19 protein-coding genes are annotated in these 24,333 nt (G+C 66.4%); 12 read left to right on the top strand and 7 right to left on the bottom strand.

The window, feature by feature from the left end:
• Window positions 1-23: 23 nt before the first annotated feature.
• Window positions 24-941 (bottom strand): glycosyltransferase family 9 protein, encoded by a 918-nt coding sequence (locus tag B8446_RS04155; RefSeq protein WP_048847542.1) that lies wholly within the window; start codon window positions 939-941, stop codon window positions 24-26.
• A 77-nt stretch (window positions 942-1,018) separates the two neighbouring features.
• Between B8446_RS04155 and B8446_RS04150 the strand changes: the two genes are divergently transcribed.
• The 7 genes from B8446_RS04150 to B8446_RS04120 all read left to right on the top strand — a co-directional run bounded on the left by B8446_RS04150 (window position 1,019) and on the right by B8446_RS04120 (window position 8,552).
• Window positions 1,019-1,918 carry a Rossmann-fold NAD(P)-binding domain-containing protein gene (locus tag B8446_RS04150; RefSeq protein ID WP_048847540.1) on the top strand — a complete coding sequence of 300 codons (900 nt, stop codon included), beginning with the start codon at window positions 1,019-1,021 and terminating at the stop codon, window positions 1,916-1,918.
• A gap of 538 nt (window positions 1,919-2,456) precedes the next feature.
• Window positions 2,457-3,572, top strand: a complete 1,116-nt coding sequence (locus B8446_RS04145) for a hypothetical protein (protein WP_241767627.1) — start codon at window positions 2,457-2,459, stop codon at window positions 3,570-3,572.
• Window positions 3,573-3,674: 102 nt separating this feature from the next.
• Window positions 3,675-4,079 (top strand): hypothetical protein, encoded by a 405-nt coding sequence (locus tag B8446_RS04140; protein ID WP_048847538.1) that lies wholly within the window; start codon window positions 3,675-3,677, stop codon window positions 4,077-4,079.
• Window positions 4,079-6,262, top strand: coding sequence for a pyrroloquinoline quinone-dependent dehydrogenase (locus B8446_RS04135; RefSeq protein ID WP_048847536.1), 2,184 nt, complete (start codon window positions 4,079-4,081; stop codon window positions 6,260-6,262). The genes B8446_RS04140 and B8446_RS04135 overlap by 1 nt, the downstream gene beginning before the upstream one ends.
• A gap of 127 nt (window positions 6,263-6,389) precedes the next feature.
• Complete coding sequence (locus B8446_RS04130; RefSeq protein ID WP_048847534.1) at window positions 6,390-7,280, top strand: DMT family transporter; 891 nt, start codon at window positions 6,390-6,392, stop codon at window positions 7,278-7,280.
• Between the two features lie 72 nt (window positions 7,281-7,352).
• Window positions 7,353-7,985, top strand: a complete 633-nt coding sequence (queE, locus tag B8446_RS04125) for a 7-carboxy-7-deazaguanine synthase (RefSeq protein WP_048847995.1) — start codon at window positions 7,353-7,355, stop codon at window positions 7,983-7,985.
• Window positions 7,986-8,018: 33 nt separating this feature from the next.
• Window positions 8,019-8,552 (top strand): 6-pyruvoyl trahydropterin synthase family protein, encoded by a 534-nt coding sequence (locus B8446_RS04120; protein ID WP_048847532.1) that lies wholly within the window; start codon window positions 8,019-8,021, stop codon window positions 8,550-8,552.
• Here the strand turns inward: B8446_RS04120 and B8446_RS04115 are convergent, their stop codons facing one another.
• Window positions 8,553-9,845 carry a hemolysin family protein gene (locus B8446_RS04115; protein ID WP_048847530.1) on the bottom strand — a complete coding sequence of 431 codons (1,293 nt, stop codon included), beginning with the start codon at window positions 9,843-9,845 and terminating at the stop codon, window positions 8,553-8,555.
• A gap of 87 nt (window positions 9,846-9,932) precedes the next feature.
• A complete protein-coding gene (gene hpnH / locus B8446_RS04110; RefSeq protein ID WP_048847528.1) occupies window positions 9,933-11,135 on the bottom strand; it encodes an adenosyl-hopene transferase HpnH in 1,203 nt (400 codons plus the stop codon).
• Between the two features lie 502 nt (window positions 11,136-11,637).
• On the opposite strand from hpnH, the gene B8446_RS04105 reads away from it, so the two are divergent.
• The 5 genes from B8446_RS04105 (at window position 11,638) to B8446_RS04085 (ending at window position 16,785) form a co-directional block, all read left to right on the top strand.
• Window positions 11,638-12,315, top strand: a complete 678-nt coding sequence (locus tag B8446_RS04105) for an ABC transporter substrate-binding protein (RefSeq protein WP_241767626.1) — start codon at window positions 11,638-11,640, stop codon at window positions 12,313-12,315.
• An 83-nt stretch (window positions 12,316-12,398) separates the two neighbouring features.
• Window positions 12,399-13,574 carry a bacteriohopanetetrol glucosamine biosynthesis glycosyltransferase HpnI gene (gene hpnI, locus B8446_RS04100; protein ID WP_048847526.1) on the top strand — a complete coding sequence of 392 codons (1,176 nt, stop codon included), beginning with the start codon at window positions 12,399-12,401 and terminating at the stop codon, window positions 13,572-13,574.
• 85 nt (window positions 13,575-13,659) lie between these two features.
• Window positions 13,660-15,084 (top strand): hopanoid biosynthesis associated radical SAM protein HpnJ, encoded by a 1,425-nt coding sequence (hpnJ, locus tag B8446_RS04095; protein WP_048847524.1) that lies wholly within the window; start codon window positions 13,660-13,662, stop codon window positions 15,082-15,084.
• A gap of 153 nt (window positions 15,085-15,237) precedes the next feature.
• Complete coding sequence (gene hpnK / locus B8446_RS04090; protein ID WP_048847992.1) at window positions 15,238-16,083, top strand: hopanoid biosynthesis-associated protein HpnK; 846 nt, start codon at window positions 15,238-15,240, stop codon at window positions 16,081-16,083.
• Between the two features lie 291 nt (window positions 16,084-16,374).
• Entirely contained in the window at window positions 16,375-16,785 is a 411-nt protein-coding gene (locus B8446_RS04085; RefSeq protein WP_148505836.1) for a DoxX family protein, read from the top strand.
• 31 nt (window positions 16,786-16,816) lie between these two features.
• On the opposite strand, the gene trxA is transcribed toward B8446_RS04085, so the two are convergent.
• From trxA to tsaE, 4 genes are all read right to left on the bottom strand, one after another.
• Window positions 16,817-17,143: a thioredoxin TrxA gene (gene trxA, locus B8446_RS04080; RefSeq protein ID WP_048847522.1), complete on the bottom strand. Its 327-nt coding sequence runs from the start codon at window positions 17,141-17,143 to the stop codon at window positions 16,817-16,819.
• Window positions 17,144-17,253: 110 nt separating this feature from the next.
• On the bottom strand, window positions 17,254-20,796 hold the full coding sequence (gene addA / locus B8446_RS04075) for a double-strand break repair helicase AddA (protein ID WP_241767625.1): 3,543 nt from the start codon (window positions 20,794-20,796) through the stop codon (window positions 17,254-17,256).
• Window positions 20,789-23,857, bottom strand: coding sequence for a double-strand break repair protein AddB (gene addB, locus B8446_RS04070; protein ID WP_241767624.1), 3,069 nt, complete (start codon window positions 23,855-23,857; stop codon window positions 20,789-20,791). Before addB ends, addA begins: the two co-directional genes overlap by 8 nt.
• On the bottom strand, window positions 23,854-24,324 hold the full coding sequence (gene tsaE, locus B8446_RS04065) for a tRNA (adenosine(37)-N6)-threonylcarbamoyltransferase complex ATPase subunit type 1 TsaE (protein WP_048847518.1): 471 nt from the start codon (window positions 24,322-24,324) through the stop codon (window positions 23,854-23,856). Before tsaE ends, addB begins: the two co-directional genes overlap by 4 nt.
• Between the last annotated feature and the right edge of the window lie 9 nt (window positions 24,325-24,333).

The following is a 24,333-nucleotide window of genomic DNA, read 5'->3' as shown; positions in this document are numbered from 1 at the left end:
GCGGTGGCGCCCTTTTCATGGCGTCAAAGCAGGAGAGCTGCAACCCTTTCGGCGGAAATCCGCGCCAGATCGTCGGACCTCAGGATGCTCACCTGCCCCGCCATGCGCCCGACCGGCGCGGTCAGGGCGGGATTGCTGTCGCCGGAGAACAGGACGACGCTGCGCGTGCCCATCTCGGCTGCGAGATGCATCGGGCCGGTATCGTTGCCAACGGCGAACGCAGCGCCGGCTGCCAGCCGCGCCAGCCCCACGAGGTCGGTCCGGCCCGTCATGTCCAGCGCCGACGGGCACACCGCCCGGATGGCGTCTGCAAGCGGCGTCTCATGGGCCGCGCCTGCGATCACGGGACGAATGCCTGCGGCCTCAAACGCCGTCGCAAGGGCCGCGAACCGGGCAACGGGCCAGCGTTTCGCCGGCCGATGCGGGGCCGCTCCCGGGACCAGCAGCGCATAGGGCCGGTCCTGCGGCATGCCGGACGGCCCTTGGAGCCACGAGATATCCGCTCGCTCGACCGGCGTGATCCCGGCACGACGCAATTGATCGGCCTGACGTGCCCGCGTGTGCATGTCGTCGCGCCGAGGATTGTCATGCGGCAGAGCGCTTCCGGGAACATGCCCGGACCAGACCGGCCGGCCGGCCAGGCGGAAATATGTCTGCGTCCGACGCGAGGTCTGCAGATCGACCACCAGATCGGCCCCGCGCAGGATACGCCTCAGACGCCACAGCCCCACCGGATCGCGCCAGTCAGGACGCGGATCCGCCAGCACGGTGTCGAACCAGGGGCTCTGCGCGGCGAACGACACGAAAGGCTGCGTCGTGAGCAGCGTGATGCGGGCTTGCGGCGCATGGGCGCGCACGGCTTCGAAGGGTGCGAAGGACTGGACGAAGTCACCGAACGCACCGTGGCGGATGACAAGGATCGAGGAAGGCCTGTGGCTCATGGCGCCTTCCATACTGCAGTCACGGCGCGGGCCGAAATCGTTGACGTGCGCCCGACGACACGCCCACCCTCGCATTCATGGACAAGACACTCCTGATTCTGGGACTGGGCTATTGCGGTCGCGCGGTAGCGGCGCAGGCGGCGGGCTTTGCAGTCTCCGGAACGGTGCGCGATCCGGACGCGCACGCGGCGGATGGGCTGGACCGGATTGCGTTCGATGCGGCAGCGCCTGCGATCGCCCGCGCGACACATCTTCTGGTCAGCCTGCCGCCGAAAGACGGTGTCGATCCCGCCCTCTGCTTCCGCGATGCCTTGATGGCCGCGCCGAACCTGCGCTGGATCGGCTATTATTCGACGACCGGCGTCTATGGCGACGCGCAGGGCGCCCGGGTGAACGAGACGACGACGCCCGATCCGTGCGGCCCGCGCGGTCAGGCCCGTCTGGCCGCCGAGGCGTTCTGGCAGGAGGTCGCCTCCCGTCACGCCATTCCGCTCGACATCATGCGCATCGGCGGAATCTACGGCCCGGGCCGATCTGCATTCGATGCGCTGCGCGCCGGAACCGCGCGCCGCACCGTAGCACCCGGCCACGTCTTCAGCCGCATTCATCGGGATGACATCGCCCAAGCTACGCTGGCCGCCATGGCTACGGCAACGCAGGGCACGCGCATCCTCAACCTCGTCGACGACGAACCGAGCCCGAGTTACGTCGTCACCGAATATGCATCCGCTCTTCTCGGAGTTGCGCCGCCTGCGGCCCATACGCTCGAAGAGGCATGGCCCACAATGTCGCCGATGGCGCGCAGCTTCTGGGCCGACCGCCGTGTCGTGGACAATACCCGGACCAAGGCCGCGCTGGGGCTGGACTGGATCTATCCGAACTGTCGCGACGGGCTGACCGCGCTCCTGCGTCAGGAGAGCGTCGCGGGAGCATCCGAGGCAGCGCCCGGCTTGGGAGCAACCAACGACCGTTCCTGAGCCCTGCCCCGCTGAATGGTTGGCGTCATGCCCTGGGACTCACCCGCCTGAAGCACCCGCTCCGGAGACAATGCTACCTAACGTGAGCAGCGCTGACGCATCGCCCCGAAATGCGGAGCGCCAATCCGGTTGTTCCTCCGAACGGCGACCGATGTCTGAAAGCAGGCGATTCTTCGATCATCACGCTGACTGCGAACCTTGCCATGAAATGCGGGAAGCGACGTCCGGATGCGGACTGGCCCCGGATTCGTTTCACCTGAGCCACGACGATTCGCTCGCATGCACCGCATGCGAGCGGGGCCGCGATCGTCTCCACCATCTCTCGCACGGGTGAAAAGAACGCCACCGGGGATGATGATTGAACCGGTTGCAGGCGGTTGGGGTGTTGCGCATCGGCGCGCCTGTCGCGAATGTGCGAACCGGAATGTCGCTGCCTCTCTCGAAGCGCGCGCACGATCCGCATTCGATTTCTCCATCGTGGCCACCGCGCCGCCGGGGTACCCTGCCTATTCGCTCCTGTGACGTTCTGTTCCGATCCGTGGCCCCACTCGGCAGCGTTGCGCTCCTGCTGGTCAGCCTCTGCCTGAGTAGCTGCGCGCCGCTCGGCCCGACCAAGCTCGGCCGGGACGAACTCGATTATTCGCGCGCACTGGGCGAAGCGCAGAAGCGCGAGATGCTGCTCAACATCGTGCGGATTCGCTATGCCGATCCGCCGACCTTCCTGGATACAACACAGGTCATCGCGGGCTATCAGCTCCAGCGCAACGCAAGCGGCGGTCTTTACGCCTATCCGGGCAATGGCGGCATCGGCAGCTATCTGTTCGGCTCTGGCTCCATCCAGACACAGGAAAGCCCGACCTTCACCTATCAGCCGGTGACGGGCGAACAGTACGCCGAGAACATCATCCGGCCGATTGCCCCCGTCGTGCTGCTCCCGCTGTCGCTCGGCGGACTGCCGATCGACATGCTGCTGCGTCTGACGGCCCAGTCGATCGCCGGCCTGTCGAACGTCCGTGCGCTGTCCAGCGGCGAGATGAACGGCGGCTCGATCAAGTTCTATCTGCTGTTGCGGGATCTGCGGGCATTGCAGATGGCAGGTGCGCTGAGCGTGCGGCTGTCGACGGACCAGGCCCATGCGCAGCCGCAGGGCTCGAAATCGGCGAACAGCGGAAAGGCGTCACCGCAGGAGCACGTCTATCTCGTCCTGTCGCGCACGAGCGACCGGGGGTTGAACGTCCTGCAGAACGCGGTGCGGCAGATGCTTCACCTGCCGCCCAACGAGACCGAAGCCGAACTGGTCTATGGCCCCTACCCGATCAAGGTCGGCCAGATCGCGGTACTGACGCGCTCGATGCTCGGCGTGCTCAGTCAGCTCGCCTATCAGATGGACGTGCCGCAGGCGGATATCGACAGCAACCGAACGCTGCCGACCATCGATCCGGTTGGCATCGAGACTCGCCCGGATGTGGCGATCCACTACGGTAAACACCCGCCGAAGGACAGCTATGCAGCTGTAGAATACCACGACTGGTGGTTCTGGATCGAAAACAACGATTTCCGCTCCAAGCTCGCCTTCACCATGGTTCAGGTACTCGCAGCCCTCGCCGCGACCAGTCATACGCCGGGTGCGATCATTACGATCCCGGCCGGGTAAAAGACGCGAGACACATAGTAGACACAAAGTTCACAGTTTTGTTTTTTCGGGTGTGATACACTGTATGCCAAGGAGCACGGACATGCATTCTTGGAGAACCGTATGTCTGTCGCCCGTTGGCCCAGTGGCGCAAGTGACTGGGCCACAATCGTTCTGGGCGTGATCGTCACGCTTCTGGGTCTGCCGATGGTGATCGGCGGGATCGAACTCATCAGCCTGGGAGGCTCCTGGTATTACGCCATCTGCGGCGCGCTTGTCGTCGCATCCGGCGTCTTCATTCTTCTCGGCCGCAGCCTCGGCGCCGCCCTCTATCTCCTCGCCTGGTTCGGCACGCTGGTCTGGTCCCTGTGGGAAGTCGGTTTCGACGGCTGGGGGCTGCTGCCCCGCCTGTTCGGCCCCACGATCCTCGCGATCCTCGTCCTCCTGACCATTCCGGTTCTGCGTCGTCAGGACCGCGCCCGCGCCATGTCCGGACGCACGCCCGCAACCGCGCGAGGAGCCGTCTGATGCGCCCGTCCCTTCTGATCGCGACCGCCCTGGCTGCCGGCCTGATTTCCACCGCCCATGCGCAGGTTGCGTCCAAGAGCTCGTCCGTTCCGGGCACCGGCGCCCAGGAAGGCGGCAACCAGTCTCCTGGCGAAGCCAACAGGTTTGCCGGTCCTTCTCCGTCCGCGCCGCAGGCACCGGGCGTCAATGCCGCCAACCTGCCCGACGATCCGCAGATGGACATGAGCCAGGCGACGCCGATGGTGCCGCAGCAGAGCGCCAATCCGGCACCGGGCGACTGGTCGGCCTACGGGCATGACGACGACGCGACACGCTATTCGCCGCTCGACCAGATCACGCCGGCCAATGTCGGCCAGCTTCAGCGCGCCTTCATCTATCACACAGGCAGCAAGCCGGCCCCCGGCCAGCAGAACAAGTGGGCGGCCGAGACGACGCCGATCAAGGTCGGCGACGGGCTTTATACGTGTTCGGCCATGAACGACATGATGAAGCTCGACCCGGCGACCGGCAAGGAGCTGTGGCGCTTCAACGCGGGCGTCAAATACCACTCCATTCCCTATACCGCCGCCTGCAAGAGCGTCGTCTACTACACGTCGTCGACGGTGCCGGAAGGCCAGCCCTGCCATAACCGCATCCTCGAGGCGACGCTGGACGAGCGCCTGATCGAAGTCGATGCCGATACCGGCAAGGCCTGCGAGGCCTTCGGCTTCCACGGCCAGATCAACCTCATGCAGGGCATGGGCGAGTCGGTGCCGGGCTTCGTGTCCGAGACGGCGCCGCCGCCGATCGTCAACGGCGTGATCGTCACCAACCAGGAAGTGCTGGACGGCCAGCGTCGCTGGGCACCGTCGGGCGTCATCCGCGGTTACGACGCCGAGACCGGCAAGTTCGACTGGGCCTGGGACGTCAACCGCCCCGACGACCACAACCAGCCCGGTCCGGGCGAGCATTACAGCCGCGGCACACCCAATTCCTGGGCCGCCATGACCGGGGACAACGCGCTCGGCCTCGTCTACGTGCCGACGGGCAACTCGGCTGCCGACTACTATTCGGCGATGCGCACGGACAAGGAAAACGCCGTCTCGTCCGCAATCGTCGCGATCGACGTAAAGACCGGTTCCCCGCGCTGGGTCTTCCAGACGGTCCACAAGGACGTCTGGGACTATGACATGGGCTCCCAGCCCACCAAGATCGACTTCCCCGGACCGAACGGATCGACCCCGGCGCTCGTCGTGCCGACCAAGCGCGGCCAGACCTTCGTGCTCGACCGCGCGACCGGCAAGCCGCTGCTGCCCGTCGAGGAACGTCCGGCGCCGACGCCCGGCGTCGTGCCCGGTGACGTGCGCAGCCCGACGCAGCCCTGGTCGACAGGCATGCCGCGTCTTGGCTTTCCGCCGCTCAAGGAAAGCGACATGTGGGGCATGTCGCCGATCGACCAGCTGTTCTGCCGGATCAAGTATCGCAAGGCGAACTATGTCGGCGAGTTCACGCCGCCGAGCATCGACAAGCCCTGGATCGAGTATCCCGGCTATAACGGTGGCAGCGACTGGGGCAGCATGGCCTACGATGCCAAGACCGGCATCCTGATCGCGAACTGGAACAACACGCCGATGTATGACCAGCTCGTCACGCGCAAGCACGCGGACAAGCTTGGTCTGATGCCGATCGACGACCCGAACTTCAACCCGTCGGGCGGTGGCGCGGAGGGCAACGGCGCCATGGCCGATACGCCCTACGGCATCGTGGTCACGCCGTTCTGGGATCAGTACACGGGCATGATGTGCAACCGTCCGCCTTACGGCGCGATCACGGCCATCGACATGCACACCCGCAAGGTCCTGTGGCAGACGCCGCTCGGGACGGCACGCGCGAACGGTCCGTGGGGCCTGCCGACCTACCTGCCGCTGAACATCGGAACGCCGAACAATGGCGGCCCGATGATCACGGCGGGCGGCCTCGTCTTCGTGGCGGCGGCAACCGACAACATGATCCGCGCCATCGACATGAAGACCGGAAAGACCGTCTGGAGCGACGTGCTCCCCGGCGGCGGTCAGGCGACGCCGATGACCTACGAGTACAAGGGCCGTCAGTACGTCGCCATCATGGCCGGCGGCCATCACTTCATGATGACGCCGGTCTCCGATGACCTCGTCGTCTATGCGCTCCCGGAAGGGACGCACTGATCCTTCCAAGGATCATGACCGCGGGCGGGCAGCACCCCTGCCGCCCGCGGTTTTCTAAGCCTCGCTCATCATTGCGCGCCCGTTGCGATGCCTTCCGCACGCATCGGTTTTCCGCTACCGCCTTGGCATGAGCCATTCCACCGGTCGCAGCGTCGCATTGGTCGCAAGCATCGCCATCCTGTCCTGGGCCAGTGCCTATCCGGTGGTGCGTATCGCCCTGCGCGATATGCCGCCCATTCCGCTTGCGGCCCTGCGCTACGCCATCGCGGCTGTCCTCGCCCTGGCCTGGCTGGCCTGGACGCGCCCGACGCCACCGCGACTTTCGGACATCCCGCAGTTCCTGGCATCGGGTGCGATCGGGATCACGCTCTACAACATCCTGTTCAACCAGGGCGAAGTCACGGTGTCCTCGGGTGCTGCGAGCCTCCTGATCAGTGCGGCGCCCCTCATGGCGGGCGTGCTGGCCACGATCTTTCTCGGGGAACGCATGCCGGCATGGGGCTGGATCGGCTCGCTGCTCAGCTTTGCAGGTGTCGCCATGATCGCGCAGGGACAGGCGGGCGGACTGGCGCTCGGATCGGGTGCGAGTCTCGTCTTCGGAGCCGCGGTCTGCGGTGCGGTCTATACCGTCCTGCAGAAGGGGCTGGTCCGGCGATACGGCGCGCTGCCGACCATTGCCTATATCCTGATCGTGGGCGCAGTTCTGCTGGCGCCATGGCTGCCGGAAGCGCTGTCCGACTACACGCGTGCTTCATGTACGAGCCGGTTCAGCGTGATGGAGCTCGGCATTTTTCCGGCAGCCATCGGCTACGCCGCCTGGGGTGCGGTCATCGGGCGGCTCGGTGCCGCGCGCGGTGCGATCTTCCTGTATCTGCTGCCACCCGTCACGATGGTGCTGGCGTTCGGCCTGACCGGAGAAGTGCCCACGCTGCGCACGCTTCTGGGCGGCGCCATCGTGATGGCAGGCGTCATCATGACCAACACGCTTGGTCGAGGCAGCCGCGTCCGCACGGCCTGAACTGGCGCAGCGGCCGGACGGCGCTGACAAAAATCCTTGCATCCGGCGCGCGTTCCGACGACATCCCGCGCCATGGCATACATGGTGAAGGAACTGTTCCCGACCTTGCAGGGCGAGGGTGCGCAGAGCGGTCGTGCATCGGTCTTCTGCAGGTTCGCAGGCTGCAACCTCTGGTCCGGCCGCGAGACCGATCGGGAAGCGGCGGCCTGCACATTCTGCGACACGGATTTCGTTGGGACGAACGGGCCGGGTGGCGGCCGTTTCGCGGATGCTGCGACACTCGCCCGCGCGATCGAGGCGGCGTGGCGCGGGGGCACGCAGGCGCGGCACGTCGTGTTCACCGGTGGCGAGCCGTTGCTGCAACTCGACGCCGCCCTTGTCGACGCCATGCATGCGCACGGATTTACGATCGCCGTCGAGACGAACGGCACGATCGCCGCACCGCCGGGTATCGACTGGATCTGCGTCAGCCCCAAACCGGGTTACGACCTCGTGCAACGATCAGGGGATGAGCTGAAGCTCGTGTATCCGCAGGCCGCCTGCCCGCCGGAGCGCTATGCCGACCTCGCATTCCACCATTTCATGCTGCAGCCGATGGACGGGCCTGATCAGGGCAAAAACACCGCCGCCGCAGTCTCATATTGTCTGACCCATCCGCGCTGGCGGCTGTCGCTGCAGACTCACAAGCTGATCGGGATTCCATGATGGTGGCGCACCACTCCGGTCGGTTCGAAATCCATGCTTGATCTGGTCTTCACCCGGCGCTTCTCGATGGGCCACCGCCTGATCGCGGGCGCGTCCGAACGGTGTGCCCTCCCGCACGGCCACAACGAACTCGTCACAGTGACGCTGCGCTCGACGGCACCCGCCGGGCTGGACGGGGACCGAAACATGACGGTCCCGTTTGCGGAGGCCAAGGCGCACTGGCACCGCTTCGTGGACGAACGCCTCGATCATGCCTTGCAGCTGTCCGAAACCGACCCTCTCCTGTCCTGGTTCCGCACGCATGAACCTGAACGCGCGGCACGGATCGTGGTCACGCCCGGCGATCCCACGACGGAACTGATGGCGGCCCTGCTGATGGCGAAGCTGGATGCGTTCCTGTTGCAGGACGGCGATCGTCTGCGCTGCATCGGGATCGAGATTCAGGAGACGCCGACCAATACCGTGCGTCTGACGGGCCCGGCCCGGGACTGGTTGCCGACACCGCGACCCGAAGGCGCATGCTGGTGGCATCGGCCGGATTTCTCCATCGCCGATCCCGCTGCCTGATCAGTTCTGTGCCAGGACCTGCCGGCTTGCCCGTACGCGCATGACGCGCCGGCGTTCCATCTCGACGACCTCGAACAGCCAGCCGGCAAACGCGACCTTGTCGCCCGTAGTCGGCACGCGGCGCAGCAGTGCCAGGATGGCCCCGCCGAGCGTGTGGTAGCTGCCCATGCCGGGAAGTTCCGGCAGGTCCAGCATCGTGCGGACCTCGTCGGCCGGCAGGAAGCCGTCCAGCATGTATTCGTCGGCACCGCCGGAATGTGCGTGTTCGGGCGCACGCGGCTCGGCATGTTCGTCGCCGACGATCGCCTCGAACACATCGGACGCGGTCACGATCCCTTCGAACGAGCCGTACTCGTCGAGCACGAAGGCAATGCCCAGGGACAGGCCCCGCATCCGCTCGATCATGTCCTGCGCGCTGATCGTATCCGGCACCGACACGGGCTCGCGCAGCACCGGCTCGATTGCAATATCCTCGCGCGCCGCAAGCTGGTCGAGCACGTCTTTCGCGAGCAGGACGCCCACGGGATTGTCTAGATCGCCCTCGCACACCACGATGCGCGAGTGCTGCGACCGCCGCAGAACAGCGATCAGCGCGTCGCGCGGCGCATGCCGGTCGATCCACGTCACTTCGTTGCGGGGCGTCATGATGGCGCGAACCGGCCGATCGGCCAGACGCAGCAATCGCTCGATCATGACGCGCTCTTCCGTCTCCAGAACACCTGCCTGGGCGCCCTCGGCCAGAACCGCGCGCAGTTCCTCTTCGGTCACGGCCGCGCGGGCATGCGCACCTGCGCCGAACAGGCGCAGCACGAGCTGCGATGAGACGTTGAGCAGGAGCACGACCGGCTTTGCGATCCGCTCAAGCCAGACGAGCAGCAGCGACAGGCGTGATGCGATCAGTTCGGGCTGACGCAGCGCGATCTGCTTCGGCACGAGTTCGCCGAAGACCAGCATGGCGTACGTTATTGCCGCGACCACGAGGAAGATGGAGAGTTCAGAGGCAATGGGGCGCAGCACTGCAACGCGGCGAATGGCGCCAGTCAGCGTGTCCTCGATCTGCGCGCCGCCGAACGTGCCTTCCAGAATGGAGACCAGCGTCATGCCGACCTGCACCGTCGGCAGGAAGGCATGAGGTTCGTCCGAAAGGCGCAGTGCCCGTTCCGCTCCCTTGACCCGGCGCTTGACCAGAGCGGCCAATCGCGGCCGCTTGGCGGAGATCAGCGCCAGTTCGCCCATCGCGAACACGCCGTTCAGCGCGATCAGCAGGACAATGATGAAAATGGGGACGAACATCTAGGACACGCGGCTCCTTGGTTGGATACCGCGCATCCTAGCATTTCCTGAAGCAGGTGGGACATGTCCCACCTGCGACACAGGTCTTCAGTCGGCGGCGTCGGCCGTTTCGATTCGGGTCTCGCCCGATGTCGTGTCCTTGCCGGAATGCACGCGGACGCGCGGAGACCGCGCGGGCTTCCGGGACGCGATCGCCGCCATCTGGCTCTCGACCTGCGCTGAGTAGGTGTACTCGGCCGGCCGCTGGTTCGCGAGCGAGATTTCGGGCGCCATCGGCTTCTCGGTCTCGGGTCCGAACAGCGCGACCTTGGCGATGTGCCACGGGCGCTTCACCGCATCCATGACCGCCGTGGACTCATAGCCCGAATGGACCATGCAGTCGGCGCACTTCTCGTAGGCACCGGTGCCGTACTGTTCCCAGGCCGTGTCGTCCATCAGTTCCTGGAACGACTTGGCGTAGCCTTCACCGAGCAGATAGCACGGACGCTGCCAGCCGAAGACGGTGCGCAGCGGCTTGCCCCATGGCGTGCAGTGATAGGTCTCGTTGCCGGCCAGGAAGTTCAGGAACAGCGGCGACTGCGTGAAGCGCCACTTCTTGCCCTTCCCGTAGCGGAAGATGTCGCGGAACAGCTGCTTCGTCTTCTGGCGGTTCAGGAAGTGCGCCTGATCCGGCGCGCGCTCGTAGGCATAGCCCGGCGCCGTCATGATGCCATCGACGCCGAGTGCCATCACCTCGTCGAAGAACGCCGCGACCCGCTTGGGATCGGCGCCATCAAACAGCGTGCAGTTGATGGACACGCGGAAACCGCGCGCCTTGGCGGCCTTGATCGCCGAGACGGCCTTGTCGAACACGCCGTCCTGGCAGACCGACGCGTCATGCATGATCTGGTCGCCGTCGAGATGCACGTCCCATGAGAAGAACGGCGAAGGCTCGTAATCGTCGAGCTTCTTTTCGAGCAACAGACCGTTCGTGCAGAGGTACACGTATTTCTTGCGCGCGATCAAACCCTGGATGATCTGGGGCATTTCTTTATGCAGAAGCGGCTCGCCACCTGCGACCGCAATCACGGGCGCACCGCATTCCGCGTCGGCGTCCAGGCATTCCTGGAGGCTCATGCGCTGATTGAGGATCTGGGCCGGATAGTCGATCTTGCCGCAGCCCGCGCACGCGAGATTGCACCGGAACAAGGGCTCGAGCATCAGCACGAGGGGATAACGTTTGCGGCCCGTCAAATGCTGTTTGACCACATAGCGTCCAACTCGGACGGCCTGCATCAGGGGAACGGCCATATGTACTTGCGCTCCTGCGCCGGGGGATGGCCGGCGGGTTGTCACGATTTCCGGGTTCGACCGTCTGTCTCAAGAGGCAGGTGCCGAACGAACCGGGGGCGCGTGTCGCGAGGTGATCGAGCGTCGACCACGGCGCCACCGCGCTACCTATCCCACATGTCTTGTGGGTGTCACATATACCATCGTCATCTCTTGTCTCAAATCATTCGGCCTGTTTGTGATATTTCCGACACAGTTATCGAGCGATTTATGCGTCAGTCCGACTGTCGCGGACGTTGACGGGACGGTCGGCATGATGGGCCTCGCCTGATTGCCTCTGCACTCCACGCGCCGTGTCCTGTGTCCTATTATGACTGCCTTCCTTCAGATTTGCGCGCGGGCGTGTAACCGGCAACTGTTACATCCCGGCGTCGAAGCCGTTTCCTTCGATGCCGAATGCGCCACCCTGCCATGCACCAGCGAGAGGCCGCCCCTTGCAAAAAGCGCCTTCAGAGACGAAAGCATGACCATGATCTCCGCCTCCAGACTCCCCTTGCTCCGCCCCCGCCTTCGTGGCCTGTATCGCCTCGGCGCACTGGCCGCCGTCATCGCCATGCAGGCGCCGATCGGTGCCATGGCGCAGACCGCAGGAAGCGGAGGCTCTGGTCCGGCCGAACCCATCACGGCACTGTATGCGGCGTTGCAGCAGATCCAGGCCTCGTCCGGGGGCAGCACCGCCCAGCGCGCGCAGACATTGGCCCCTGTGGTCGACCGCGCCTTCGATCTGCGCACCGTATTGCGCAACTCCATCGGCATGCGCTTCGAGACCCTCTCGTCTGCCGATCAGGACCGCCTGCTCCAGGCATTTCGCGAATATACGGTCGCGCGCTACGTCTCGACCTTCAAGCCGGGCGCCGGCGCGCACTTCTCCATTGCGCCGCAGACACGTGCCATGCCGGGTGGCGCGTCCGGCGCCATTGTCGATACGAAGATCGGCGGCAGCGCGGATGATGGCACGGAAGTCGATTATGTCGTGCGTTCCGGTGCAAGCGGATATCAGATCGACGACGTGCTGCTGAACGCGCATATCAGCCAGGTCGCGACCAACCGGGCCGACTTCAGCGCCACCATCGCCCGCGGTGGTGTCGACGCGTTGATCAAGCATCTCAACAGCAAGACACAGAGCTTCCTGAACGGCTGATTGCGCGTGAGCCTGCCGTTCCCCATTCCATGCTGGACCAGAAGCCTTTCTGACCTGCCGGTTCCAGGGGGGCTGACGCGCGCATGACGGTACTTGGTCTGATGGGCTGGGGCGCAGGCATCATTGCAGCGGCAGGCTGCGTTCAGTCGATGCTCGGCGCGGCTCTGGTCATGGGCTTTCGCCGTCGGGAGAAGGTCTGGCGTTCACCAGTGTCGGACGACCTGCCGCCAATTACCGTGCTGAAGCCGCTGCATGGCGCGGAGCCGATGCTCGAGCAGGCGCTGCGTTCGTTCGTCGAGCAGGATTATCCCGCGTATCAGATCGTCTTCGGCGTCCAGCATGAGGACGATGCGGCGATCGAGGTCGTCCATGCGCTCCAGGCTCATTATCCTGATCGCGATCTGACCCTGGTGATCGACCGTCAGCAGCACGGGGTGAACCGCAAGGTCGGCAATCTCATCAACATGATCGGGATGGCGCGCCACGAGACGCTTGTCATCTCCGATTCCGACATTCACGTGGGCCACGACTATCTGCGGCATATCGCGGCCTCCCTGGCCGATCCGCAGACCGGGCTCGTCACGACGCTCTATGCCGGCCTGCCGGCAACGGAGACCATCGTGCGCCGGCTTTCCGCCTGCCAGATCAACCACAATTTTCTGCCCGGCGTCCTGCTTTCCCGCCATCTCGGACGACAGGACTGTCTGGGTGCGACCATGGCACTGCGGCGCAAGACGCTGGAGCAGATCGGCGGCCTTCGCGCGCTGGTCGACCATGTGGCGGATGACGCGATCCTCGGCACCGCGGTACGTGGCCTTGGCCTCGACATCGCAATCGCGCCCTGCATGACGTGGACCACGATTGGCGAACGCACGATGCGGGACCTTCTGGCGCACGAGCTGCGATGGGGCCGTACGGTCAAGAACGTCGAGCCCTTCGGCTATGCGCTGTCGTCGATCCAGCTTCCCCTGTTCTGGGCCACCGCCGCCGTGGCTTTCCTGCCGCACAGCACGGCAATCTGGATCCTGTTTGCCGTGGTCTGGACCCTGAGGGCCGTGTTCAGCCTGATGCTCGACCGCAGCCTTGGCCTGCCGAGCCTTGCCACGCTGCCGCTGCTTCCCTTCCGCGACTGGATGTCGGCCGCCGTCATGGTGGGCTCGGCGCGGGGCACGCAGGTGGCGTGGCGCGGACAGACGATGCATATCATGCGACATTCGGCTATGAGCCAACCCAGCCAGCCCGTCGGTCCGGGCGAATAGTTACTGAACACAGACTTCCCAGGTGCCGTTTACGGCGATGAGACTGCCCGGATTTCGGGCCGACGCTTCAAGGACGAACAGACCCATGATGAAGACCCTGTTCCTGCAGCCGCCCTCGTTCGATGGTTTCGATGGCGGTGCCGGGTCTCGCTACCAGGCCAAGCGCGAGATCAAGTCGTTCTGGTATCCGACATGGCTGGCGCAGCCCGCCGCCATGGTCGATGGCTCGCGTCTGATCGACGCGCCGCCAGCGCGCATGGGCATCGAGCCGATCCTGCAGGACGTGAAGAGCCGCGATCTCGTCGTCATGCACACGTCCACCCCGTCCTTCGCATCCGACGTGAAGGTCGCGCAGATGCTGAAGGACGCCAACCCGAACCTCAAGATCGGCATGGTCGGCGCGAAGGTCGCCGTGCAGCCGGACGAGAGCATGGCCAAGGGCGGTCCGATCGACTTCGTGGCCCGCAACGAGTTCGACTTCACAATCAAGGAGATCGCCGAAGGCCGCGACCTCAAGGACGTGGACGGCATCACGTGGCGCAACAACGACGGCGTCGTGGTGACGAACCGCGACCGCGCCATGATCGAGGACATGGACTGCCTGCCGTTCGTGACCGAGGTCTACAAGCGCGACCTCAACATCAACGACTACTTCATCGGCTACCTGATGCACCCGTATATCTCGATCTATACGGGTCGCGGGTGCAAGTCGCGTTGCACGTTCTGCCTGTGGCCGCAGACGGTCGGCGGCCATCGCTACCGCACGCGCAGCCCGCAGCACGTCGCAGCCGAGATCCGTCTCGCCAAGCAGTATTTCCCGCAGGTCCGGGAATTCATGTTCGACGACGACACCTTCACCGACGACCTGCCGCGCGCGGAAGCCATCGCGCGCGAAATGGGCAAGCTCGGGGTCACGTGGTCCTGCAATGCCAAGGCCAACGTGCCCTACGAGACGCTGAAGGTCATGAAGGACAACGGGCTGCGCCTGCTGCTCGTGGGGTATGAGAGCGGCAACCAGCAGATCCTTCACAACATCAAGAAGGGCATGCGGGTCGAGGTCGCGCGCGAGTTCACCAAGAACTGCCACGAGCTGGGCATCAAGATCCACGGCACGTTCATCGTCGGCCTGCCTGGCGAGACGCAGGAAACGATCCAGGAGACGATCCGCTTCGCCCGCGAGATCAACCCGCATACGCTCCAGGTCTCGCTCGCAGCCCCCTACCCCGGCACGTTCCTGCATAAGCAGGCCACCGAGAACGGCTGGTTCAACGAGGCCGAGGCCGAGCTGATCGACGAACACGGCGTGCAGATTGCGCCCCTGCACTATCCGCATCTGTCGCACACCGAGATCTTCAACTCGGTCGAGGAATTCTACCGGAAGTTCTATTTCCGGGCGCCGAAGATCGCCTCGATCGTCAACGAGATGGTGCGCAGCCCGCAGATGATGAAGCGCCGCCTGCGCGAGGGCGTGGAATTCTTCCACTTCCTCAAGGACCGCAACGCCGCGTGATCCTGTCTTCGGGGGCTCTGCCCCCCGAGATCCGGCCGGAGGGCCAATCGCCCTTCGGAATTCCCGGCGTCAGGCAAACAGGATGAAGGGGCGCGGGCCCTTCCCGGGGGCTTGGCAAAGCCCCTCGTCTCCAAGCCGGAAGCCAATGCCTGCATGAACACTGAATCCCGCCGCCTGATCGTCTCGGCCGATGATTTCGGATTGTCCGAAGCGGTCAACGAAGGCATCGAGATCGCCCATCGCGACGGCCTTCTGTCCACCGCGAGCCTGATGGTCGCGGGCGATGCGGCGGCTGATGCCATGGCACGCGCAAGACGCCTGCCTGATCTGCGTGTCGGCCTGCATCTCGTGGCCATCGAAGGTCAGGCGACAAACGGCGCGTCCGCGATCACCGACCCGTCGGGCTGGATCGGGTCCGATCAGCTGGGCCTAGGCATACGCTACTTCTTCACACGATCCGGGCGCGCCGCCCTGGCACGCGAGGTTCAGGCGCAGTACCGGGCCTTTGCCCGCTCAGGCCTGACGCTCGATCACGCCAATGCACACAAACACATGCATTTGCATCCGACGGTCGGCCGAATGCTGATCGAGACCGGCGCCGAGTACGGCCTGCCCGCGATCCGGATTCCCTGCGAGCCACCCGCGCCGCTCGGCCCCGACCACAAGGATACGGCAGGGGCCGCGATCCTGCGGCTGTGGACCCGCGTGCTGCGGGCGCAGGCGCATCGTGCACGCCTGCGCACCAACGATCATTGCTTCGGCCTTGCCTGGAGCGGGCACATGACGTCGGACCGGCTTCTGCCGCTGGCGGCCAACCTGCCGCCGGGCCTGTCCGAGCTCTATTTTCACCCCGCGGCCCGCCGCGATGCGGTCATTGATCGCCTCATGCCCGACTACGATCACGTCGGCGAACTCGCTGCCCTGACGAATCCGCAGCTGCGATCGGCACTGGATCATGCTGGCGTCCAGCAGGTGACGTGGGACGGATCGCACATCTGATCTCGCTCCATCCCGGCATCATCGTACCACCGGGGGCGGTACGTCCGAATGCAAGAGTATCATTAGGCATGGTGTCGGATGGACGATCGGCCGTTTCCCGACGCGCGGCATACGAACGAGGACGGCGACCGATCATGATGTCGCACTCGGTGCAGGCCATGTCTAACATGCTGCCGGAACCCTGCATGAGCGATCACCGTCGTGGGGTTACCTTCACCTGCCCCGCCGTGATGGAGCAGCGGGTAGCTGACGGTCCAGTCACAACGCGTGATGATGCCGTCTGACATGCACATGATGCGGGATCGGGAGTCGCAGGCGCGTCGCCTGTCGCGCTGGGTCCTTGGCGCGCTCTATGCCGCCTCAGGCGTGCTGCATCTGATGGCGCCTGCCGGATTTCTGCTGATCACGCCGACTTGGGTGCCGAGCCCGCATCTGGTGATCGCGGCAACGGGCCTGTGTGAAATCGTGGGCGCCGTCGGGCTGCAGATACCGCTTTTACGGCGTGCGGCCGGTATCGGGCTGGCCCTGTATGCCGTGTGCGTTTTCCCGGCGAACATCCAGCATGCGCTGCATGGATTGCCGCCCGGATATCCGCAGCTTTCATGGTGGTATCACGGACCGCGTCTGGCGCTTCAGCCCGTGCTGGTCTGGTGGGCGCTGTTCGCAGGCGTCGTCGTGACCTGGCCGTTCCGCCGCGCATGAACAGCGCAGGCGGAACGGGCCTGGTTTCGGATCAGAGCGCGCCCTTGACCCATTCCTTGAGCTGGCTCTTCGGCAGCGCCCCGGTCTTGGCGGCGACCTGCTTGCCGTCCTTGAACACCAGCAGCGTCGGGATGCCGCGCACGCCGTAGCGATTCGGGCTCTCCGGATTGTCGTCGATATTGACCTTCGCGACCTTGAGCTGGCCCTTCAGCTCGGCGCCGATCTCCTCGAGCGCGGGCGCGATCATCTTGCACGGACCGCACCATTCGGCCCAGAAATCGACCAGAACCGGTCCCTCGGCCTTCAGGACATCGGTCTCGAAGCTTGCATCGGTGACCGCAACCGTATTGTCGCTCATCTCATTCTCCGTCTGGCCGGGATATGTGCGTCAGGAGCGAACGCTTCTGATTCTCCGCCGGCCGCTGATTCCATATCGGTAAGAAAACCGGCAGGTGCAACCGCCTGCCCTCACACGAGCGCCATGATGGCGTCGAGTGCCGCATCCGGCAATGCCATCACATCCCCGGTTTCGGTCCAGACCAGCAGACAGCGGATCGGCCGTCCGGGGGCGACCTGCGCCAGAACGGCGCGATAGGCCGCCATCTGCCGCAGATAGGCATCCGGCACCGTCTCCACACTGCGCGGCGGAGACTGGTTGGTCTTGAAATCGCAGAGATAGACGGCGTCGTCCGCAATGCGCAGCCTGTCCACCTGGCCCACCACCACGCTGCCGCCTGCGATCCCCGTGATCGCCTGCTCGGCGCGGCTGTCGGCCCCGAACACAGGGGCAAGCACCGGATGCGTCAGCACCGAAATTGCCTGCCGCGCGATCTGCTCGACCTGCGTCTCGTTCAGGTCGAAACCCGCGCGCGACAGGAAGCGCCGTGCGACGGCCGGACGGGCCGCCGCGGCATAGTCGGGCAGAAGCTGCAGCAGGCGATGGATCAGGACACCACGCCGCAAGGCGCGCGTGCGCGGCGCCTCGCCCGAGCGCAGCTGCAAAGGCGACCGCGCCGCCGGCAACGGCCCGAACGCGGCGCCCTCTGGCCTGCTCGGCGCCAGCGGACGGGTCAGTGCAGGTTCGGCCACGGGTGGCGACGCGCGCCAGTCAGGTGCCGCACCCAGCCAGCGAGGCAGCGATACCGGGGCACGCGGTGCTCGTGCTTCGCCTTGCCCGGCCACGTGCCGGGGCTGGATCTCGTAAACCCGCCGTTCGCCTTCCCACCCGAGCGCGAAAGGCTCGGCATGCGCTTCGAGATCCTCGAATCCCGCCTCGCACATCCGATACCAGCTGTCCTCGCCAGGTCCCTGCTTCGCACCCGACCAGCCGCAGATCACCAGCCAGTCGCTGGCGCGGGTCAGTGCGACGTAGAGCAGGCGATTGCGCTCTTCCGCCACCTGTTCGCGCAACGCATCCCCAAGCGCGCGCGTGCGTCCGGTCGCCAGAGCCGCACGGGACTGCCACAGGGGCAGCGCCATGCCGTCGGCGGCTGTCCACAACAGCGGATTGTCGGCCCGCGGCCTTGAAGCCGTGTCGGGCAGCACGACGAGACGCGCCTGCAGTCCTTTCGCGCCATGCACCGTCATGACGCGCACGGCATCCGCCTGCGCCTCAGGCTCGCGCTTGACCGTGGTTTCGCTGGCACGAAGCCAGTGCAGGAAGCCCTGAAGCGACGGCGGGTGCAGCCCCTCGTAGCGCAGGGCCGCACTCAACAGTTCGTCCACCGGCTCGGCGGCCTCGGGACCCAGGCGCCGCAGCAGTCTCGCGCGCCCGCCGAGACGGCCGAGCGCTTCGGTCAGGAGTTGGTACGGCGTCGCATAATCGACGCGGTTGTAGAGCGGCGCCAGCAGACCCCAGGCCTGCGCCCAGTCCTTCCGCTCCGCATGGCGCGATCGCAGCACGCTCCACAACGGCTGATTGCCCCGCCCGAGCGCCAGATCCATCAGGCTGTCATCCGACAGATCGCCGAGCGGCGAGGTCAGGACACACCCGAGCGTCAGGTCGTCCTGAGGCAGCAGCAGCACCTCGCACAACGCCATCAGGTCGCGCACCGCGATCTGCTCCGTCAGCTCGACACGCACGAGCGTCGCAACCGGGACCGAGCACGTCTTGAGTGCGCGGATCAGCGCCGTGACGAACGCGGAGCGGCGCGGCACCAGCACCAGAACCTCGCCCGCGCGCAGCGGCGCCTGGCCCGGCTGCGGAGGCTGCCCGATCTGGTCCGCGATCCACCGCGCGAGGGCATCGGCCAGTCGCTGTGGCGCGGATTGCTGTCCTGCATTGGCGCTGGGGGCAACCCACGGGCTCGCTTCCTCGCCCGCCTCGCTTGCCGGCACCAGCGGCCAGAGCTCGACGCGCCCACCCTGATCGGGCCGGGCGGAGATATGTTCCGCTACGAACGAAGCGCCCGCCTCGCGCACGCCGCTTGCCGCGGGCTGACGCGCGAACACCGCATCGACCAGCTTCAGCACCGGCTCGACCGAGCGGAACGACACCGTCAGGCCCGGCGTCAGGAAATCCTGTCCCGCCTGCCGCACCATGGCATCGAAACGATGTCGCCACGCCACGAAGCCGGCGGGATCGGCCCCTTGGAACGCATAGATAGACTGTTTGGAATCGCCGACCGCGAACACCGTGCGGGGCCGCGCCAGGTCGTCGCGCGCGCCTTCGCCCGAAAAGAACTCCTGCGTGAGGGCGCCCGCGATTTCCCACTGTGCGGCGGAGGTGTCCTGCACCTCGTCCAGCAGCAGGTGGTCGATGCCGCCGTCGAGCTTGTAGAGAACCCAGGCCGCACCCGGCTCCTGCAGCAAGGCGCGCGTCTGTGCGATCAGGTCGTCGTAATCAACGAGACCGCGCGCGGCCTTTTCGACGCCGAAGCGCGCGAGTGCGGGCGTCGCGAGATGCAGCAGCGCCATGTTGAGCGCTAGAAGCTCGACCGCGTTCGCGCGCGCTTTCAGATCGATCTGGCGCTCGGCTTCCACCAGCAGCGCATCGCCGACCTCGGGATGGTCCTTGTCCAGCTTCGGGTTGATCCCGCCCCGCACGCGCGGCGCACCGGCCGCCGTCAGCAGGCTCGTGCGCCAGATGTCGGGATCGCGCCGGTCCTGTGGCGTTCCGAGCCAGTCGAGTTGCAGCGCCGCACGTTTGGCGATCGTCGCCGACCCCTTGTCCATGACGAGGCGCAGAAACCCGACCAGCCGCTTCTCGTCAGGCGGCGATACACTCTCGGCCTGAAGGCCCGGAAGCGTGTCGCCGTCGATGCCCAACGCCTTTTCATAGGCGCGGCGCACCCTGGCCGGGTCGGCCGCATAGGCTGCCAGCAGGCGATCGCCGTCCGCGCCCGCATCACGGATCTGGCCGACACGCCGCGTGAAATCCGCAAGCCCGGTCTCCGCCGCCAGCCGCTCGACGGCCGCGCGATCACTGTCGGCCAAGACCGCCTCGACCGCCTCATGCAAGGCGATGCGCGAATCGGTCTCCTCGAGCAGAGTGAAGTGCGGATTGACCGCCGCCTCAAGTGGAAAGCGACGCAGCAGAGACTGGCAGAACGCATGGATCGTCCCGATGCGCATGCCGCCCGGCAGATCCAGCACGGCCACGAACAACGCACGCGCCGCAGCCCGCACGCCCTCGCTCGTCGGAACGTCCAGGCCGCCCAGCGCACGATCCAGCGCCGCGTCCGACAGCGAAACCCAGCGTCCCAGCGTATCCTGAAGACGGATCGCCATTTCGGCGGCGGCGGCCTTCGTGAACGTCAGGCACAGGATGCGCCCCGGCGGCGTGCCGGGCAGCAGAACAGGCTCGCCGGTGCGCGGGTCGATGCCCTGCGATGGCAACATCAGGCGCAGCAGGCGGTCGATCAGCAGCTTCGTCTTGCCGCTGCCGGCGGAGGCCGACACGAAGACGGACGCCTCCGGGCTGGATGCGATGTTCTGCGTCTGCCCGGCGAAGGCGATGGCCGTTGCCCGGGCGTCGGGCATCTGTACGCCATTCATGTCCGCGTCATGCATCGGACCACTCCTCGTCGCGGGCGGCGCTCCATTCGGCATAACGGGCAAGCTCGGCATAGTCCGCGTAGGCCGGGCCGCGCTTCGGGCTCGGATGTGACAGATAGGGCTGGGCCGGAACGTCATACGCCGCGATCAGGGCGAGAAGCCTCTCCCAGACCTCGACGATCATCTCGTCGATGTCGTCGTCCGCGCCGAAGGGAAGCGTCTCGCCGCGATCGCGATCGCCGGTCAGGCGCCAGTATTCGAGCAGCGTTGCCCGTGCCGCAGGCAACGCGCCGAAGCCCCCGAACGACAGCATCGCCGCCTCCAGCACGAGCTGTGGCGACCAGCCGTCCTTCACGTCCTTCTTCCGGGGAAGCTGACCCGTCTTGTAATCGATCACGGCGGCAATTTCGGCCGCATACAGCTCGATCCGGTCCGCCCGCGCCGTCAGACGGAACGGCCCGCCCGGCGCGGATTTCAGCACCGCAAGCCCGGGCACTTCCGCCACGATCCGCTCCGGCGCGCCCGACTCGGCACGACGCAGCGTCTCCCGCTCGGCAACGAAGGCTGCAATCCGCAGCAGCCTCGGCCGCCACCATGCCGCCAGTGCCGGTCGAAGGCGCGCCTGTTCAAGGGCCTGCATCAGACAGGAGGCCAGGGCGCTTTCGACATCCTTTGGCCAGTTCGACGCGTTCCAGGCCAGGAACAGGTCGAGGCCGCGATGGACGATGGTGCCGTAATCGGCGTGATCGGCATCTTCCTCGAGCGGGCTGAGCTTGCGCAGGCGCAGGATATGTTTCGCGTAGATTGCATAAGGATCACGCAGCCAGGTCTCGATCTCGGTCACCGACAGCTGGCGAGGACGCAGGGCGACCGGCGGCGTGGGCCGTGGTGCCGCGACGGCACGGGCGGGTCCGTCCGGCTGGTCCAGCCGGGGCATCCAGTCGAGTGCGGGATGGCGTGGCAGGCGCTGCCCCCGTCCGCCGAGCAGGGCTCCGAATCGCACGAGCCAGCGCGCGGGCACGGCCGGTGCGCCATCGAGCCTGCCTGCACGCGACAGCACGACGGTCGGGGCCGCCAGCAGGAGGCCTGCGAAATCATGAGCCGCGGCCCCGATCGCCCGTTCCGGCGATGGCAGGCCGACCCGCGTGCGCATGGGCCGGCTGAGCCACGGTCCCGGGTCCGGGCTCGGTGGCCAGATTCCCTCGTTCAGGCCGCCCAGCACGATCAGGTCGGCCGCCTGCAGACGTGCCTCGAGTACGCCCCAGATGAACACGCGTGGATGGCGCGCCTGCGCGATCTCGTCACGACCCGCTGGTCTGAGCGCGCCGCGCACCATCTGTCCCGCCATCGTGGCCAGCAGAAACGATTCCAGCCGCGCAGAGGGCTGCTCGGGCAGGACGTCGGTCGAATCCAGCAGGTCGGCGAGCAGCGTGCTCAGTGCATGACCGTCCTCGCCAGCCCAGAGACGCGCGGCTCCGGGCACCTCATCGGTCTGTGCGAGGTTCTCGGCGGCTTCGACCAGCGCTGCCAGCAGATCCGGCAACGGGCCCCATGTGCGACGCAGGATCGGAGCGAGCGCATCTTCCAGCCGATCCAGAAACGGTGCGATGCTTTCCGGCGCGTCGGGTGCATCGGCGATGGCGCCCGTGTCCTCGGGCAGGACATGCCGCATGCTGCGCGCATCCAGCCGCGCATCCTCGGCCTGTTGCGTCAGACGCGCCCGCAGGCCGGCGATGCCGGGGGGCGGCGCGGGACCGCGCAGCAGGCGCCGTTCGAGCAGACGCGCACTGGCCCGTGCGTCGCCGGGCGCAAGTCCTGCCGCAGCAAGCGGGTGCTTCAGGAGCGAAAGCAGCGAGACAGGCGACAGCTCGTCGGCGACAGCCGCCGCCAGCAGCCGCAGGAACACGGCAGGCGGCGTGGAGGACAGGGCCTCGCCCGCGCTGTCGTCGGCCAGAACGCCGAACCGGCGCAGCTCGGTCGCGACACGGCGCGCGAGCTGCCGATCGGGCGTGACCAGAGCCGCACTGCGGCCATGCTGCTCGACCGCGTCGCGCAGGATGAGCGCGATGGCGACCGCCTCGTGCTGCTGATCCGGCGCAGGCAGATCCCATACCCCGTCGAGGGCGAACGGTGCCCGGTCCTGTCCCCAGACCGGCAGGCCGCCCGGCGGCAGGAGCGCCGTCGAGACGAACGCGACCCGATCGGCACGCGGCCCCGGACCGTCGTCGCCCCAGATTTCGAGTTCGGCACGGCTGCAATCGAGATCGCCCAGCAACCGGGCCAGTCCCGCCTGCGGGTGACTTTCGGGCAGCGTTCCCCACAGTGTTTCAGCCAGGGCGAGATCGACGCCCGGCAACACGACACAGCCGTTCGGGCGGCGCGATACGGCATCCAGCAGGCCTGCAACCGACGCCATGCCTTCCGAAAATCCGATCGCCCAGATCGGCGGTGCATCGACGGGCGCGGTTCTCCACATATCGGCCTGCGCCTTCACGAGCGCCACCTGCCGCGCGACGGGGTTCATGACGCCGGCTTCGGCAAGCCATGCCGGCCATGCGGCGGTTACGATCTCCAGAAACTGCAGCGTCTGATGCCAGTGTGCTGCGAAGCGCGGTTCCGCGGCATCCGGCAGGCGGCTCGCCAGATCGCAGCCGCTGCGTTCGGCCTCGTCCATCAGGTCCGCCAGTGCACGGGCCAGAGGCCATGCCTGATCGATGCTCGGCGTGGTGCCGAACGCGTCGCCTGCCCGCAGCACCATGGCGGCCAGAACGGAAAGGCGCCGGGCTGGTGTTACGGCCGGCGGGAGTGCCAGCTCCGCATCTCCGCCCAGCGCGATCTCGTCGTCATCCAGATCGCCGACTGAGACGATGCGCGGCAGCAGGGCTGCCTCGCCATCGAGACGGCGCAGGAATGCCTCCATCAGACCCCGCGCTGCACGGCGGCCCGGCACTACGATCACCCCGCCCGCGCGATCGACAAGCGTCAGCCAACGGGTGGCGCAGGTATCGAGGAACGGCACATGCGCCGGAACGGTCGCGATCGCTCTCATATCCTGACGCTCATTCTGGGGGCTCATCGGCGCGCCATCACGCGGAGGATGGCAGCCAGCCGGTCCGGCCAGCCGGCGATCGTCGCCACACGGGCATCGTCCCGCGGCCCGGCCGACAAAGTGATCCGCAATGCATCATCCTCGATCCAGTCGCCTGCATGATCGGGCCATTCCACGAGCACGATCCCCTCGCGCGCCAGCTCCCAGCCCAGTGCCTCCAGCTCATCCGGGCCACCCAGACGCCAGAGGTCGAAATGGGTTACGGGGCCCTGCGCCGTGTCATAGGGCTGCACGAGGGAGAAGGTCGGGCTGGGCACCTCAAGCGCCGGATCGTTCGCAAAAGCCCGCAGGAACGCGCGGGCGAATACGCTCTTGCCCGCGCCCATTTCGCCCGAAAGCGCGATGACATCCCCGGCCCGCGCCACGCCGGCGACGATCCGGGCCAGCGCCTCGGTCCGGGACGGGTCGGCAAGATCGATGCGTGCGGGGATCATGCCACCTAG

Origin of the sequence: Tanticharoenia sakaeratensis NBRC 103193 (assembly GCF_000963885.1) — a bacterium.
Lineage (GTDB): Bacteria > Pseudomonadota > Alphaproteobacteria > Acetobacterales > Acetobacteraceae > Tanticharoenia > Tanticharoenia sakaeratensis.
This window is presented reverse-complemented; position numbering and strand designations above follow the sequence as displayed.